The organism is Streptococcus sp. UBA632, from assembly GCF_002300045.1.
GTDB lineage: Bacteria > Bacillota > Bacilli > Lactobacillales > Streptococcaceae > Streptococcus > Streptococcus alactolyticus.
Genome location: NZ_DBPA01000063.1, coordinates 1 through 16,807 on the forward strand (window position 1 = coordinate 1; position 16,807 = coordinate 16,807).

Below are 16,807 nucleotides of genomic sequence, written 5' to 3' on the forward strand. Positions count from 1 at the left end.
GAGAAATGCCTTTGGGTTCAGGAACTTTGAAAACTTTAAAAAACGGATTTTGATTGCATTGAACATAAAGAAAGAGAGTACGAAGTTCGTCCTCTCTAGGTGTTAGCTTTTCATCTACCCACTACAGTTGACAAAGAGCCCAATCTTTTTATTTTGCTCCTTATACACAAAAAAAGAGCCTATCTATTTCAGATAAGCTCTTAAAACGTTGATATATCAACGATTATTTTTTAAGGTTGTAGAATGATTTCAATCCACGGTACTCAGCTACTTCACCAAGTTGGTCTTCGATACGAAGCAATTGGTTGTATTTAGCGATACGGTCAGTACGTGAAAGTGAACCAGTTTTAATTTGACCAGCGTTAGTTGCAACTGCGATGTCAGCGATTGTTGAATCTTCAGTTTCACCTGAACGGTGTGATACAACGGCAGTGTAACCAGCTTCTTTAGCCATTTCGATAGCTTCGAATGTTTCAGTCAAAGTACCGATTTGGTTAACTTTGATAAGGATTGAGTTAGCAGCACCTTCTTTGATACCACGTTCAAGGTATGAAGTGTTAGTTACGAAGAAGTCATCACCAACTAATTGAACACGGTCACCAAGACGTTTAGTAAGTTCTTTCCATCCGTCCCAGTCGTTTTCGTCCATTGCATCTTCGATAGTGATGATTGGGTATTTGTTAACCAATTCTTCGATGTAGTCGATTTGTTCTGCAGCAGTACGTTTAGCAGCACCTTCACCTTCGAATTTAGTGTAGTCATAGATTCCATCGTTGTAGAATTCTGATGATGCACAGTCAAATCCAAGGAATACATCTTCACCTGGTTTGTAACCAGCAGTTTCGATTGCTTTGATGATAGTTTCTACAGCGTCTTCAGTACCATCAAATTTAGGAGCGAATCCACCTTCGTCACCAACAGCTGTTTCAAGACCACGTTCTTTAAGGATTTTCTTAAGAGTGTGGAAGATTTCAGCACCCCAACGAAGAGCTTCTTTGAATGTAGGTGCACCAGCAGGTACGATCATGAATTCTTGGAAAGCGATTGGAGCGTCTGAGTGAGAACCACCGTTGATGATGTTCATCATTGGAGTTGGAAGAACTTTAGTGTTGAAACCACCAAGGTAGCTGTAAAGTGGAACTTCAAGATAGTCAGCTGCTGCACGAGCTACGGCAATAGAAACACCAAGGATAGCATTTGCACCGAGTTTACCTTTGTTTGGAGTACCATCAAGAGCGATCATTGCACGGTCGATTGCTTGTTGATCACGAACATCGAAACCAATGATAGCTTCAGCAATGATGTTATTAACATTGTCAACAGCTTTTTGAGTACCAAGACCATTGTAACGAGATTTGTCTCCGTCACGAAGTTCAACTGCTTCGTGTTCACCAGTAGAAGCTCCTGAAGGAACCATACCACGTCCAAATGCACCTGATTCAGTGTAAACTTCTACTTCAAGTGTTGGGTTACCGCGTGAGTCAAGGACTTCGCGAGCGTAAACATCAGTAATAATTGACATTATGTTACTCTCCTTATGAGTTTTAATATTTTACACTACAAATAATACCATAATATCACGGCTTAGGCAAATAAAAACGAGAATTTTTGTAAATGTTGTCACAATATTTTTGTGAATTTCCATTTTCTTACTTCATTTGGTTAAAAAAATGACAGTTAGCGGGATTTAGCCTATAATAAGACTAATAAATGTGAGGTGTTAATATGAGTGAACTAGAAAACAAGGTGCTGCACGCTGCAGCAGGTGAAAAACGCTTGAATCCAGATGAACAACGGCTTTATTTTGGGACTTTCGCTGAACGAGTCGTTTTGTCTATCCCTGTAGAAGATAGCCGTTTAAAAGCGACTAAAGGACGATTTAAAGGCATTTTAAAAGAATTATACCAAGAATACACCACTTTATTTGTCAAAATCTCACCATCTTTGTCTTTTGCGGACCAATGTTATTATATGAAAGTGGCTCAAAACCTTTCTATTCAAGCCACGATTGTTGATGAAAAAAATGCCCATTCGCCTTATGGTATCATCGTTCATTCTGACAAGGCAGAAAATGTGGACAATCCTTTATTGTCCGTGCGCTTTCCACAGCCCGTCGATGAGGAAAAACCTCAAAAAGCCAATAAAAGTGGCTTTTGGTCTAGACTCTTCCACAAGGATTAAAAATCAGTCAAGGCTAAAAGATTGCCAATATTTTGAGCGGTGCGTTCTAGGTTTTGAGGGGCTTTTGCCAAGGTCTTTTCCAAGGAGTCCACACCTGAAATAATTGGAAAAGCGGCTTGGATATTGGCAACAGGAAAGTCAGGCAAATCGTCTTTCAAGCTACCGCAGATAGCAATAACCAGCGTGCCCTTTGGAGTGCGTCTAGCAACACCAACAGGGGCTTTCCCTGATAGGCTTTGCTGATCCATGCGTCCTTCTCCAACAATAACCAAATCAGCTGCTTGAACTCGGCGATCAAAATCAAGCACATCAAGAACAGCATCAATACCTGAGATAATTTTTCCACCAGCAAAGGCAACTAAGCCAGCTGCCATACCCCCACCAGCTCCTGCTCCTGCCAAATCAAGAAGTTCTGGAAAGGATTGGCGGTAAAACTGTTCCATGGCCTTATCCACATGGGCAAAGTCAGTCTTGGGCAATCCCTTTTGCCCTGCAAAAATGTAGGTCGCTCCTTTGGGACCACACAAGGGATTGGTGACATCAGTAATGATAGTAAGGGTGACTTGCGAAAGGTCTGGAGAATTAGAATCGCGAAAGAATCTGACAATATTCCCAAGATTGTCACCAATAGCAGCGAGTTCTTGACCAGCTTCATCAAAGAAATGATAACCAAGACCAGCTGCCATACCCAGTCCGCCATCATTTGTCGAACTCCCACCAACGCCCACCATGATATCCGTGATACCAAGGTCAATCAGGTGTGCCAACATCTCGCCAACACCTTCTGTGGTTAAGGTTAAAGGATTGCGTTTAACAAGAGGAACTTTTTCCAAGCCGCAAATGTCAGCCATTTCAAAAACAGCTAAGTGGCCATTTGTCGCGTAATGTGCTTGAACAGCTTGCCCCAAAGCGCCGGTCACCGTGTGACTGTGACTTTCTAGGTGCAGACCTTCTGCCAAGGCTGCTAGGGTGCCTTCTCCACCATCACCAATCGGCATACGGTCAAAAGTCGCCTCTGGCAAAGCTTTTTGAAACCCCTTCTGAATGGCTTTAGCCACCTCAGAAGCGGACAAACTTTCTTTAAATGAATCGGGTGCTATCAGGATATGCATATAACCCACTCTCCTTTATTTCTTTAATACTATTATAACGTTTTTGAAAGTTACGAGGTTAACAAAATGGAAAAATGGGATGCTTACTTAGCAAATGGTCACAAAACCAATCACATCTTAATCCGAGGGCAAAGCATTCCAGATGGATTCTATCATTTGGCTGTCAAATGTTTGGTGCAACACCTTGATGGTAGCCTTTTGTTTATGCAGCGCCATCTTGATAAGAAGCTTTTTCCTGGCTTTTTTGAGGCCAGTGCAGCAGGCTCTGCCCTTTACGGCGAAAACTCTGAGCAAGCTATTCGGCGGGAGTTGCTGGAAGAAACGGGACTTGTACCAGCTAAACTAACCTTTTCAAAAAGGATTGTTTACAAGGAAGATCAGTGCCTTATGGATCGTTATGTTGCTCTTGTGGATTGTCCAAAAGACCACATAACCCTTCAAGATGGGGAAACCATTGCTTATCAGTGGGTTACTAAGGAAGATTTCAAGCGTTTTTTAGAGAAGTATTCCGTCGTTCCTGCACATCGTTTGATGTTAGAATCGTTATTTTTGGATAAATGAAAAGTCAGCCTCATCTTTGGCTGACTTTTTGCTTGTCTTATTTAGCTAGCGTTTTCTTTGAGGCGTAAAACAACAGTTGTCAAAGAATCAAGGGTTAGACCATCTTCTGTCATCGTAACACCACTTGGATCAGGAATGGCTTCCACTCCAGCTTGCTCCCCGTCCACAACGACCTCTGCGGCTAATAGATCTTTGTAAGCATCGGTCAAGAAAACATGACGCGCCACACTATCAGCATTGATAAAGACAGCGTAACGGTCGCCGTTGCTAGCGAGGGTTTGGTAAGCAATCACTAAATCATCGTAACCAATGCCATTTTCATTTGGAATGGTGATTAGGCTGACATTTTGGTCAATCATTTCCTTGGTGGCCAGGGTAAAGGCATCCGTTGAGCGACGCAGGTGAATCAATCCCTTGGTGTAAGCTCTGCTTTGGGTATTGTCAGGATAATGATCGCTATCTGTAGCCTTGCTCCAATCAAAATGGTTAATCGCATCTATCGAATCATAAGAATCACTGATGAAATAAGGGTAGTCAAACGGTGTGCCGTCTTCGTAAGTCAAGTAATCTGATTTGGCGGGAACTTGGTCAAGAGCAACAGGTCCACGGTAAGCTTCGTCACGGAATTGTTTGGTACGACCGTATTCTTGTCCAGAGTGGATAAAGGCTGTTCCTTGTGAGGTTAAAATGAGGGCATTCCCCAAACGCAAGCGGCGTTGGATTTCTGCTTCGTGCTTAGGAATGCTTGGGTCTTTGTGAATGGATTTGGCAATCACATCATGCAAAGTCAAATTATCGTGTGCGGCGATGTATTGTACAACATCTCCTGGATCATCAGCTAAAAAGTTATTTGGCTGAGCCTTGATATTATTAAATAGCAGATTTAGGGGCCTTGCACCGCCTGTTAGAAAGGCAGGTGAGCCTTCGCTTGGGTAGCCAGATTTTAACAAATTACGCATGTCATCAGAGAAAGAACCAACGCTGTCTGTCTGTGACATCCAAGTTTGGTCGGCAGGTTGACGCCAATCGTTGCTATCACCTACATAAGAAATCCACCCTTCCCCAAGCATAATGATATTAGGGTTTAATTTTTTAGCAGCATCGTAAGCCATTTGCACGGTTTGGGCATCCAAATCCCCCATCATGTCAAAACGGAAACCATCCACTTTGAATTCTTTAACCCAGTAAAGCACGGAATCCATGACCAAACGACGAGTCATGTAGTGGGTTGTCCCTGGGCGACCACCACCAAAACTTGTCTTAGCAGTGCCGTCTTCTTCCATGAAATGGTAATAATTTGGCTCCAAGTCCTCTAAAATAGCTAGATCAGCCGTATGGTTATAAACAACGTCCAAGATAACCCCCATGCCACGCTCATGAATAGCATGAACCAAGTCTTTGAATTCTGCAATGCGTTCTTGTGGGTCTTGCGGGTCAGCTGAATACATCCCTGTCAAGGCAAAATAACTTTGTGGGTCATAACCCCAATTGTAATTGGTATTGCTAGAAGCGTAATTCAGTAAGCACACATCATTTTTAAATTCATTGGCGAAATAATAGCTCATCACAGGCAAAAGCTGGATGTGGGTAACACCAAGGTCTTTTAGGTAATCCAATTTATCAATGAAGGCTGAAAAGGTTCCAAAAGGATGGTGCAAGTCGTCAGCAATAGCTGGGTCTGACGTGAAATCACGAACGTGTGCCTCATAAATAATGGCATCTTCACGTTTGGTGTAGCCTTTGATATGAGCATAGTCTAATTTTTGGTTGCCAATCGATGCGGTGTCCACAATGGCAGCCTTGGCAACCTTATGCGATGGGTCAAGACCAATCCAATCACTGTTCCAAGCGGCTAAAGATTTGGCATAAGGGTCTAGGGTCAAGAAGGTTTCTCGATCACGTTCCATTTCGTAATGGTAATAATAACCACGGTAATCTGAAATGCTTAATCCAGTGGCTGAAGTCAGACTGATTGACCACTCGCCTTTGGCACCTTTAGTCATTGGCAATTTAGCAAGGACATTATTTTGATTGTCCTTATCATAAAGAATCACAGACACTTGGTTGGCGCTTGGTGCCCAAACAGTCAAGTCAACACGCGCACCTTTATCTGACACGCGCGTACCCAATTCCCCATCATAAGCATATAAATAATCCGTATATCGCCAAGTCTTTTTCGCACGGAAATAACCGCCTAAATAATCAACATAATAAGGGGCTAAATGCTCTGAAAAATCCCCTACAACAATAATTCTGTTGCGTTCAGCATCCAAGAAAATATCAGAAACCACGACGTCATGACCATATTTGTCATTCATTCTAAGCGTTTGAAAGAGTTCCTCTCTAGCAATGCCCATCAGATTATCCACAAAAATAACCACTTTTTTGGAACTGGTTTGCTGAACAGACAGAATACTAACGGTACTTAAAACATATGACTTCATATATATTATGTAATCCCCTACCTCTCACACATTCTAGTTTTTTGCCTTTGAAAAGGGGATTAACACTCAAGTTAGGCTGAAGCGTCTGACACCTGACGCCAACCAATCGTTGACCATTATCATCCCCAAACGTAACAAAAAACACTTAAAACCTTTTTTCTGCTCACAGTATACACAATATTATGCAATTACGCAAGCGTTTTCTATGTGAATATTGGCTTTCTTTATTTTCATTTAAACTTTCAATAATTGGTAATTTCTGGGCGGTCGTGAAGCCTGCTTTTCTTACCTTGGCGTGCTTTTAAAACAGCATCAACATCTTCAATACTAACGCCAGTTTCGACCAACATTACTGCCAAATGGTACAGAACATCTGCTGTTTCATTAGCGATTTCTATCTTGTCTGCATTTTTGGCAGCGACAACCACTTCGGTGGCTTCTTCACCGACTTTTTTGAGAATTTTATCCAAGCCTTTGTCAAAAAGGTAATTGGTGTAAGAACCTTCTTTTGGATTGTTCTTACGGTCTTTAGCCTCTTGGTATAATGTATCTAACATGAATATCCCCCTTCTTTTTGCCTACAAAATCTGATTGAAAAAGCAGCTATAAGCGCCTGTGTGGCAAGCAGCACCCTCTTGCTCAACGACAACCAATAAGGTATCACAGTCGCAATCCGTTTTGATTGATTTGACGTATTGATAATGACCGCTGGTTGCCCCTTTATGCCAGATTTCTTGACGTGAGCGGCTCCAGTAGTGCATTTGCTTGGTTTCCAATGTTAAGTGATACGCTTCTTCGTTCATGTAGGCTAACATCAGTACTTGTCCTGTTTGGTAATCCGTCACAATCACAGGAACAAGACCATCTTGTTTCGCAAAATCAAGTTTTATTTCACTCATTGTCTCACCTCAATTCCTGCAGCAGCCATGGCAGCTTTGGTGTCAGCAATTGAAACTTCGCCAAAGTGGAAAATAGAAGCAGCAAGGGCACCTGTGGCAGTGGTATTTTCAAAAACCTCAACGATATGGTCAATCTTACCTGCACCTCCAGAAGCAATCAAGGGCACATTGACCACATCTGCAACGGCATTTAGCATCTCCAAATCAAAGCCTGACTTGGTGCCGTCCTTATCCATACTGGTCAGCAAAATTTCACCCGCACCAAGCTCAACCACCGTTTTTGCCCATTCTAACAAGTCAATTCCTGTGTCCTTACGACCACCTGCCACATAAACGTGCCAAGTTCCGTCAGAAACCTTGCGGGCATCGATAGCTGCGACCACACATTGACTGCCAAATTTCTCTGCACAATCCTTGATAAGTTGAGGATTGGCAACGGCTGAGGAATTGACAGCCACCTTATCCGCCCCAGCTTTAAGCATCTTCTGCATATCCTCTACCGAGCGAATGCCTCCTCCTACGGTAAAAGGAATAAAAACTTGTTCTGCCACGCGTTTGACCATTTCCACCGTGGTTTCGCGTTCTTCGTGCGTTGCGGTAATGTCCAAGAAAACCAATTCATCACAACCTGCCTCATAGTAAGCACGCGCCGCGTCAACAGGATCACCAACATCAGAGAGATTGACAAAATTAACCCCCTTAACCACACGTCCGTCTTTAACATCCAAGCAAGGAATAATGCGTTTTTTCAGCATAAATCACCCTCCAAATGCTTTGAGTTCCTCAAGGCTGATATTGCCGTTGTAATAAGCTTTTCCGACAATCGTACCAGCCACACCAATGGCTTGCAATCTAACCAAATCTTGTACCTGTGAAATGCCACCAGAAGCGATGACCTTGGCTATTTTGAGCTCTGACACTAGACGTTCATAATGCTCGATATTTGGTCCCATTAGCGTACCATCACGGTCAACATCGGTATAGACAAACAAGGTCACACCCATTTTTTCCATGGCTTTGGCTAGGCTAATGTAGTCAACATTGCTGGTTTCTAGCCAACCTTCTGTCGCCACCCAACCATCTTTGGCATCAATTCCAACAACAATCTTATCACTACCAAATCGACTGAGAGCTTCTTGCACAAAAGCTGGCGCTTTTACTGCCATCGACCCAATAATCACACGGTCAATGCCAAGGCTTAAATAGTCCTCAATTTGTTCAAGGGTGCGAATGCCGCCACCCACTTCAACGCCCAATCCTGTGACTTCTTTCAAACGTGCAATTAATTCACGATTGGTTGCCTTGCCATCAAGGGCACCGTCCAAATCCACAACATGAATAAACTGAATCCCTGCTTGAGCAAACTGCTTGGCTTGGTCTATCACATCAGGATTAACCACCGTTTTTTGCTGAAAATCGCCCTTGAACAAGCGAACCGCTTGCCCATCTTTAATATCAATAGCTGGAAGAATTTGCATAGGAACCTCCTTTTTTTCTACTGCCTATTTTTGTTCACAAAGCTGGGTAAAAGCTTTTAAAATCCCCAGACCAACGTCGCCTGATTTTTCAGGGTGAAATTGAGCCCCGTACACATTGTCCTTGTGAATCATGGCTGGGATAGCCATGCCATAATCAGTAGTCACATCGATGTAGGCTTTAGGAACGTCTGTAAAATAGCTGTGCACAAAATAAACCGATTGCCTAGCTAGTCCATCAGTAAGCGGACTATCTTGGATCACAGAAAGATCATTCCAACCTATATGGGGCACAGGCATGGTTTTGGTCGCCTTAATGGGACGACAGACCCCTGGAATAAAACCAAATCCCTCGGTTTCTTGGTGCTCGAGCCCCACTTCTGTCAGCACTTGCATTCCTAGACAAATGCCCAATAAAGGCGTCCCCTGTGCAACAGCTTCCTTAATAACCGAAACCAAGCCACGTTTGTGAAGCTCTGCCATGGCTGCTGGATAGGCCCCAACGCCTGGTAAAATCAGACCGTCTGCTGTCAAGATTTTGCTGGCATCTTGGGACAATTCCGCTGGCATACCAATTTTGCTCAAGGCTCGCAGCACATTAGCCGTATTTCCTGCATCGTAATCAATAACAATTATTTTCATTTACGCTACCAAAGCCCTGACAACACCGCCTAGTTAAGCTGCATTGTGGCTAATTTCCTTTCTCTTGTTTTAGAGCAAGCCTTTTGTAGAATTAACCCCTTGGATTTCAGGATTGATGGTAATGGCTTCGCGTAACGCCCGCCCAGTTGCTTTAAACAAGCTTTCTGATTTGTGGTGATTGTTTTTACCATGCAAAATCTTCAAATGCAAATTCATCTGCACATTGAAAGCCAAGGCTTGGAAAAATTCCTCCACCAACTCGGTATCGAAATTACCCAACTTGGGATTATCAAATGTGCAATCAAACACCAAATAACTACGTCCTGACAAATCAAGACTTGCCAGGCCCAACGTTTCATCCATGGGCACAAAAGACGTGCCGTAGCGATTGATACCAGCCTTATCCCCCAAAGCTTCTTTCAAGGCTTGACCAAGCACAATGCCCACATCTTCAACCGTGTGGTGGCTGTCAACGTGCAAATCACCGTCTGCTTTAACCACCAAGGAAAAGCGGCCGTGTCTGGCCATAAGGGTCAACATATGGTCAAAAAAGCCCACCCCAGTGTCAATACTCACAGGTTCTTGAGCGTCTAAATTAAGACTCAATTGAATCTTGGTTTCAAATGTATTGCGTTCGATACTTGCTGTTCTCATAAAATTTCCCTTTCCAAAATGGGAGTCACACCCTTGATTCCTTCTGGTCTAGGAGGTCAATAAGGTGATACAAATCAGGTTCATTGATCTGATAAAGTGCTTCTTGTCGCACAATAGGCTTGGCACAAAAGGCAATACCCATACCCGCCGTTTTTATCATAGGCAAGTCATTAGCACCATCACCCATAGCAATGGTTTGGCTGAGTTCCAAACCATTTTCAGCTGCCCACTCCTGTAATTTGGCCTTTTTAACCTCTTTGGTAACCACTTCGCCAAGCACTCTACCTGTCAAGACACCTTCTGCCACTTCCAAGCGGTTAGCCTTGACATAATCCAGCCCTAGGCGTTTGGCTAACACATCCACCGTTTCGTGAAAGCCACCTGATACCACACCGACTTTGTAGCCACGGCGGTGCAATTCTGCCACTAATTTTTCAGCACCTTTAGTAAAATGCATGCGCTCGAGTACCTGCTCAAAAATGCTTTCTGGCAGGCCCTTTAACAAGCTAACACGTTCATCCAAGGCCTGTTTGAAATCCAATTCGCCATTCATAGCACGCGCTGTGATATCCGCAATTTTTTCCCCGACACCAGCTTCTTCACCCAATAAATCAATACCTTCTTCTTGAATGAGGGTTGAATCCACATCCATTACCAATAATCCCTTTACTTTAGTCATGGCGCACCTCGATTGCTTTGGCGTGAGCTTGCAGGCCTTCGGCATAAGCTAGACGTGTGATGTCTTGACTTGCTGCTTGCACGGCTGCTTTTGAATACTGCATGTACTGGATGCGTTTGATGAAATCATGCACCCCAAGAGCTGATGAAAATCGGCTGGTGCTGGTTGTCGGCAAAACGTGGTTGGCACCAGCATAATAATCCCCAATCGGTTCACTTGTGAAATGCCCAAGGAAAACAGAACCCGCATTTTCAACCGCATCAAGGTAATCATAGGCATTATCCATGGCAATTTCCAAGTGTTCTGGAGCCACTTGATTCATCAAGGAAAACATGGCTGGAGCCGATTCTGCCAAGATAATTCGTCCGTTGTTTTCGATAGAGGCACGCGCAATCTCCTCGCGTGGCAAGCGTTTGAGCTGCTCTTCAATTTCTAGTTCAACCGCATCTGCCAACTCTTTAGAATTGGTCACCAAAATGGCACGTGCTCGCACGTCGTGTTCGGCCTGAGAAAGCAGATCAGCTGCTACGTATTTGGGATTGGCCGTGTGATCTGCTATGACGCCGATTTCTGACGGACCTGCAATCATATCAATCCCAACAATGCCGTACACCATTTTCTTAGCCGTTGCAACAAAGATATTGCCAGGACCCGTAATCTTATCCACTCGCGGAATGCTTTCTGTCCCATAAGCCAAGGCTGCTATACCTTGCGCCCCACCAACTTGATATATTTTGTCAACGCCAGCCAATGATGCCGCCACCAAAATAGCTGGTTCAAAGTGCTCTTGCGGTGGGGTAATCATGATAATTTCCCTTACGCCTGCAATTTTAGCTGGAATCACATTCATCAAGACAGATGAAGGATAGGCTGCCGTCCCACCTGGAACGTAAACCCCCACACGTTCAATGGGACGAACCAGTTGCCCACGAATGACACCATCACTAGGAGCGTCCTCAAACCCTGTTTCCAATTGTTGCTTGTGATAGCTTTCAATATTGGCTTTGGCGCGTTTGAGGGCTTCTAAGACATCTGCATCAATGGTCGCAAAAGCTTGGTCAATTAAATCGGATCCCACCTCAAAATCATCAAGGCTAATCTTGTCAAAGGTTTCAGAATACTTTCTTAGGGCTTGGTCGCCATTTTTCTTGACATCTTCCAAAATCTGACGAACCACGTCGTCCACGTCACGGTTGTCCTTGCTCAATTCCAGTTGTTCTTGGTACAAGAGTTCTGAAATCTCTTTGGTCGTTCCTGTTAAGCGTTTCATATAAAAGCTACCTCCTCATTTCCAACAATCGTTTCCAGTTTTTGAATAAAAGGCATAATTTCTGGGTTGTTTTTCAATGCTGCTTTATTGACAATCAAGCGCGCCGAGATACGGCAAATATCCTCATAAACAGTCAAACCATTTGCAGCCAGTGTGTTTCCCGTTTCTACGATATCAACAATAGCATCCGCCAAACCAATCACGGGGGCAATCTCAACACTTCCTTGAATGGAAATAATCTCTACATCCTCCCCCTTGCTGTTAAAATAATCCGTCGCAATCGTTGGGTATTTTGTGGCAATGCGCTTACGCTTGTGGTCGTAGGGATTATAATTTTGGGTCGAAGCCACGGAAAACTTACACAATCCAAAATTCAAATCCAGCATTTCTAAATAGCCAGTCGGGTGTTCAATCAGCACGTCCTTGCCAACTACCCCAAGGTCAGCCACCCCATGCCGCACATAAGTGGTCACATCAGGCGCCTTGACCAGTAAAAATCGCAAGGTTTTGTCAGGACTTTCAAAAATCAAATTTCGCCCTTTATTGTCCATAAAAGACATATCAAAACCAACTTTTTCTAAGAGTTTCACCGTATCTTTTTCAATACGCCCTTTGGTTAGAGCGATGGTTATTTTATGAGTCATTAAGCACCTCCTTCTAAATGGTCATGCACCGCTTGGTAAATGGCATCAATATCTACTGCCCACCCAACTGCGGTCAATTTTGTAGCACCAAATCGTTCAAACAATTTATCGTAACGCCCACCTGACGCAAAAGCATCTGGCACTTTATTCCCAAATACCTTGAACATCACCCCTGTGTAATAAGGCATGGTAGGCATTTGGGCCAAATCAATATAGCTTTCTGTCAAGACATCTGACACTTGCTCTAGAAGCATTTCCAAGTCAGTCAAGGCTGCTAAAATCCTTTCATTTTCCACCAAGTATCGTGCTTTATCCAAGACCTGATAGCTTTCCCCGAACAAGAAAGGTAGAGCTTTCAAGAAAGCGTCCAATTCGCTTGGGTAGCGCTTGGTAAAAGTGTTTAGCTGGGTTATATTTTTGTCCCGAATGGCTTGTGCCAATGCTTCCCCAGCATCTTGTGGCAAAGCCAAGATTTCAAAAATCGTCTGCAAAATCGCTGCATGGGACAATTCAAATTGGTAAGATGGAATGCCTGCAATATCCAGAGCTTTTTTGGCTGAAACAATAGCTTCACAAACCGCTTCCTTGGCAGGGTAGCCCACAATTTCAATCCCAGCTTGGGTGTGCTCATTGGTCAAGCCACGCATTTCCTCATTGTACTTAAACACCTTTCCTGAATAAGAAAATTTAATAGGCGTTTCCACCTGTGTTGAGGCGATAACACGCCCAATCTGACTCGTAATGTCAGGACGTAGCGTCAGCAATTCTCCGCTTTTATCAAAAAAATGGTAATGATTGCTCGTCACACTGTCATTAAACACTTCAAAATGCTCTAAAGTTGGGGTTTCGATGCGATGAAAGCCTTGGCTCATCAAAAAATCACTAATATCACGCTCAATGGTATAAGTCACACGCGCACGCTTGAATAATTTATCGTGCATGCCGACGGGTAATGTTGTCTTTTTCATACGCTCAACTCCTGCTTGCATCTTATGATGCCTCTTGAAAAGCCTTAATCACTACAATAACCTGCCCCATCTCCGCCTGATTTCCAATAGAAATCCGCAGATGATTTTGAAGGCGTTTAACTTTTGGAAAATACCGCACATGAATCTGATGGGCTTGCAGGTAATCAAATAAGGCTGGTGCTTCGTGATTTGGGCATTCTGCCAATACAAAATTGGTTTGCGACTCCAAAACAGTAAAACCTAGCTGAGAAAGCGCCTCACTAAACCAGTGCCGTGTCGCTATGATTTTTTGGCAAGTACCTTCGTAATAGTCCCAAGATTCCACTGCCGCGACTGCCAATTCTTCCGCAATCAAATCAACGTTGTAAGGATTGATGGCATTTTTCACTGCATTGATGACCGCCATCAAGTTGGGATTTCCGATACCGTAACCAACGCGCAAGCCCGCCAGTGAAGCATCCTTGGAAAAGGTTCGTGTGATAAATAGATTATCGTATTTCTTCAGCAAAGGCAGAGCCGTTTTCCCTCCAAAATTGATATAAGCCTCATCAACGATAACCACCACATCAGGATGAGCTTTGATAAGTTTTTCCAAATCATCAAGGGACTTGTAAATGCCTGTCGGCGCATTGGGATTTGCCAAAACAATGCCCCCACAATCCCTCATATAATCTTCCACATCTATTTCAAAAGCTTGATTGAGCGGCACTTCGATAAAAGGAATGTGGTACAAGTCCGCCCAAACCTTATAAAACCCATAAGTCAAATCTGGAAACAAAACAGGTTGTCCACTGTTAAAAAAAGCAAGAAAAGCCATAGACAAAATGTCATCCGACCCATTGCCAATAATAATTTGACTAGGGTCAAGACCATGTTGCTTGGCTAGTGCCACCCGCAAGGCTTCTTGGTTCAAAGTGGAATACTTGCGCAAGCGATGGGCATCAAAATGAGAAAAAGCATCCGCCACCTTTGGACTTGGTCCATAAGCATTTTCATTGGTATTCAATTTGATAATGTGCTCGCCGCTTGGCTGACTGCCAGCAACATAAGGCTCAATCGCCCGTAATCCTTTAATCTTTGCCATAAACATACCCTTTCTCTTTTTGATGTTCAAAAAAACGCCCTCGCAAAAAAATTGCAAGGACGTTCAAAACGTGGTTCCACCTTTGATTCAACAGCCAGTCGCCTCAACTGTTCTCATGAAGTACGTGACTTCTGATTCGTAACGTGAATCCGCCCGTCGTGCACTACTATCTGCTGAGTTCGCACACGCGCTCAAGAATGTGTCACCCAAGGATTGCACACTCTTCTCACCACTGAGCACTCTCTGTCTGTTGTCTTGGGCTTTTTCTATCATCGCTTTACTATGATTTAAAAATATTTTACAAGAAAATTCTAAAAATAGCAAGCTTAAAATAAGATTTTTTATATTTATACAATTTTAGACAAAAAAAGAAGAAGACCATATGGCCTTCTTAGCTGATTAAAAACGAATTTGTTCACGTGTTTTTTCATATGATGAAACGAAGCGGTCTGTAACACCTGGTTCAACAGTTTCAAGAGCATATGAAATTTCATCAAATGACGCTTGGTAATCATTATCCACTTCAAACAATTTCAACGCGTGTTCGAAACTATTTTGAACGCTTGGTTCAAAGCTACGGTAACGGTTTGAATATTGTAAGAGTTGCTCAGTCAATGTTGCATTTTGCACGACTTGGTAAGTTGCTTCTTCAAGATTGGCAATGGCAGCTGTTGCAACATCTGTCAGACGAGCCACAGCATCAATGTCAATACGTCCACGACTCAATTCACTAATCAAGGCTTCTAATTGAGAACTTGTCGTGAAGAAAGTACTCAAGAAATCTTGTGGAATACCTGGCAAATTGCGTTTTTCCATATAACGTTTGATCATGTGCAAACGATTGATGTATTTTTCCAGTTTTTGACGAGCCACTGTTTCGATTTCTTCAATGTTTTTGACTTGTTCAAAGACTTCCATTTGACCTTCTTCAACAGAGTCAAGGGTTTTCAAAGTCTTGTCAAAAATCAATTGCAACTCAGTAAATGGACGTTCTTGTGTACCAAAGGCTTCAACAATTGGCATCACTTCAAGATCAATTTCTTCTAATTTTTGAGCAAATGAACGAAGACTCAAACTGTCGCTATCCCCTAAAATATATTTATGGGATAGGCGTTTGATTTCATTTTCCAACTTGTCGTTGTTGGCTTTTGCGTGTGCCAAATAATCTGGAATAATCTTGCTGTCTTTCAAAGCCAATTTATGCGCTGCAATTTCGCGTTCAAACAACTCATACATGGTGTCGATCTTGCTTTGAATACGTTCATTTTCATTACGAGCACGGTCCAAATCAAGTGTGACTAACTCTGAAGAGTTGGCACGAATGGCATCGCGGATTTCTTGGAAACGGGTTTCGATATCTTTTTCAGCAAAGTGGTAATTTTGCTCTAGCAAACGGCGATAACCTTGTTCCAAGTCATCCATTTGATCAGGAAAATCATCTTCTAGTTTCGCAACAATTGCTGGGATTTGTTCTGAAATTTGACCAAGTGCAATGGTATGCTCTTCAGCACGATCCAAAACTTCAGAAGCCTCAACGGGATCCCCTGTTGAGTTCAATGTGACAAATTGAGAAAACTCAGTTTCGATATTTTTCAATTGCTTGTCAATCTCAGGCATCGTAGAACCAAAATTGTCCTCTTTTTCCGAGATAGAAGCTTGAAGGGTTTCGTATAAATCCAAAGCGTGTTTGACACGAGCACTGTTTTTCTCTTCTTGTTCTTTCAAGACTGAGAGAGCCTCACGAATGGCATTGATGTCTTCTTCGATGACGTTCAATTGGCTTTCAACGTTGTCAATCTCATGTTTGGCTTTGATGAATTTAAAGCTGTTGTTAAGATTTTCAGCTTCAAAGATATGATTTTCAATATCAGAAAAAGAATTGAGAGAAAGATCTATCCATTTTTGATTCCATTCACGAAAAGTTGTCTGACTTTGACCAATCAAATGAAGGCTCTTAACAGCTTCAATTTCATCGTTGACCGGTAAACCAAATAAGGACTGCTTCTTTTCTTCTAAAGTTGCAATCAATGAATCATTTCGCTTGCGCACAACCACACCGACTAAGTAAGCAATGATGATGATTAAAACAATTGCCACAAGCAGTAATATAATTCCGCTCGACATTTAAAACTCCTTATAAATTGTCTTTTTATCGTAAAATATCTATAACATTACGATTATAACATACTTAAAG

General features: G+C 42.8%; 16 protein-coding genes and 1 pseudogene. 2 read left to right on the top strand and 15 right to left on the bottom strand.

The window, feature by feature from the left end; translation table 11 throughout:
- Positions 1–223: 223 nt before the first annotated feature.
- The gene (gene eno / locus B3473_RS07170; protein ID WP_154454240.1) at positions 224–1,522 is read right to left on the bottom strand and encodes a surface-displayed alpha-enolase; all 1,299 of its coding nucleotides are present in this window, start codon (positions 1,520–1,522) and stop codon (positions 224–226) included.
- A 203-nt stretch (positions 1,523–1,725) separates the two neighbouring features.
- On the opposite strand from eno, the gene B3473_RS07175 reads away from it, so the two are divergent.
- Complete coding sequence (locus tag B3473_RS07175) at positions 1,726–2,181, top strand: YueI family protein (protein ID WP_293678448.1); 456 nt, start codon at positions 1,726–1,728, stop codon at positions 2,179–2,181.
- Here the strand turns inward: B3473_RS07175 and B3473_RS07180 are convergent.
- On the bottom strand, positions 2,178–3,293 hold the full coding sequence (locus B3473_RS07180; RefSeq protein WP_235280560.1) for a glycerate kinase: 1,116 nt from the start codon (positions 3,291–3,293) through the stop codon (positions 2,178–2,180). The genes B3473_RS07175 and B3473_RS07180 overlap by 4 nt on opposite strands.
- A 66-nt stretch (positions 3,294–3,359) precedes the next feature.
- On the opposite strand from B3473_RS07180, the gene B3473_RS07185 reads away from it, so the two are divergent.
- Positions 3,360–3,854 carry an NUDIX hydrolase gene (locus tag B3473_RS07185; RefSeq protein WP_264879695.1) on the top strand — a complete coding sequence of 165 codons (495 nt, stop codon included), beginning with the start codon at positions 3,360–3,362 and terminating at the stop codon, positions 3,852–3,854.
- A 53-nt stretch (positions 3,855–3,907) separates the two neighbouring features.
- Here the strand turns inward: B3473_RS07185 and B3473_RS07190 are convergent.
- The 13 genes and pseudogenes from B3473_RS07190 to ezrA all read right to left on the bottom strand — a co-directional run.
- Positions 3,908–6,313, bottom strand: a pseudogene (locus tag B3473_RS07190) (pullulanase); the annotation flags it as partial.
- Between the two features lie 227 nt (positions 6,314–6,540).
- The gene (hisE, locus tag B3473_RS07195; protein WP_154454235.1) at positions 6,541–6,855 is read right to left on the bottom strand and encodes a phosphoribosyl-ATP diphosphatase; all 315 of its coding nucleotides are present in this window, start codon (positions 6,853–6,855) and stop codon (positions 6,541–6,543) included.
- A 21-nt stretch (positions 6,856–6,876) separates the two neighbouring features.
- Positions 6,877–7,197, bottom strand: coding sequence for a phosphoribosyl-AMP cyclohydrolase (hisI, locus tag B3473_RS07200; RefSeq protein ID WP_154454234.1), 321 nt, complete (start codon positions 7,195–7,197; stop codon positions 6,877–6,879).
- Positions 7,194–7,952, bottom strand: coding sequence for an imidazole glycerol phosphate synthase subunit HisF (gene hisF / locus B3473_RS07205; protein WP_264879696.1), 759 nt, complete (start codon positions 7,950–7,952; stop codon positions 7,194–7,196). Before hisF ends, hisI begins: the two co-directional genes overlap by 4 nt.
- 3 nt (positions 7,953–7,955) lie before the next feature.
- Positions 7,956–8,675, bottom strand: a complete 720-nt coding sequence (hisA, locus tag B3473_RS07210) for a 1-(5-phosphoribosyl)-5-[(5-phosphoribosylamino)methylideneamino]imidazole-4-carboxamide isomerase (RefSeq protein WP_264879697.1) — start codon at positions 8,673–8,675, stop codon at positions 7,956–7,958.
- A 24-nt stretch (positions 8,676–8,699) separates the two neighbouring features.
- Positions 8,700–9,314, bottom strand: a complete 615-nt coding sequence (hisH, locus tag B3473_RS07215; protein ID WP_154454231.1) for an imidazole glycerol phosphate synthase subunit HisH — start codon at positions 9,312–9,314, stop codon at positions 8,700–8,702.
- 69 nt (positions 9,315–9,383) lie between these two features.
- Positions 9,384–9,968: an imidazoleglycerol-phosphate dehydratase HisB gene (gene hisB, locus B3473_RS07220; protein WP_154454230.1), complete on the bottom strand. Its 585-nt coding sequence runs from the start codon at positions 9,966–9,968 to the stop codon at positions 9,384–9,386.
- 25 nt (positions 9,969–9,993) lie between these two features.
- Positions 9,994–10,647: a phosphoserine phosphatase SerB gene (serB, locus tag B3473_RS07225; protein ID WP_154454229.1), complete on the bottom strand. Its 654-nt coding sequence runs from the start codon at positions 10,645–10,647 to the stop codon at positions 9,994–9,996.
- Complete coding sequence (hisD, locus tag B3473_RS07230) at positions 10,640–11,917, bottom strand: histidinol dehydrogenase (RefSeq protein WP_235280559.1); 1,278 nt, start codon at positions 11,915–11,917, stop codon at positions 10,640–10,642. The genes serB and hisD overlap by 8 nt, the downstream gene beginning before the upstream one ends.
- The gene (gene hisG / locus B3473_RS07235; RefSeq protein WP_154454227.1) at positions 11,914–12,561 is read right to left on the bottom strand and encodes an ATP phosphoribosyltransferase; all 648 of its coding nucleotides are present in this window, start codon (positions 12,559–12,561) and stop codon (positions 11,914–11,916) included. The genes hisD and hisG overlap by 4 nt, the downstream gene beginning before the upstream one ends.
- The gene (locus B3473_RS07240) at positions 12,561–13,529 is read right to left on the bottom strand and encodes an ATP phosphoribosyltransferase regulatory subunit (protein WP_235280556.1); all 969 of its coding nucleotides are present in this window, start codon (positions 13,527–13,529) and stop codon (positions 12,561–12,563) included. Before B3473_RS07240 ends, hisG begins: the two co-directional genes overlap by 1 nt.
- A gap of 22 nt (positions 13,530–13,551) precedes the next feature.
- On the bottom strand, positions 13,552–14,613 hold the full coding sequence (gene hisC / locus B3473_RS07245; protein ID WP_154454225.1) for a histidinol-phosphate transaminase: 1,062 nt from the start codon (positions 14,611–14,613) through the stop codon (positions 13,552–13,554).
- 399 nt (positions 14,614–15,012) lie between these two features.
- A complete protein-coding gene (gene ezrA, locus B3473_RS07250) occupies positions 15,013–16,737 on the bottom strand; it encodes a septation ring formation regulator EzrA (RefSeq protein ID WP_154454224.1) in 1,725 nt (574 codons plus the stop codon).
- Between the last annotated feature and the right edge of the window lie 70 nt (positions 16,738–16,807).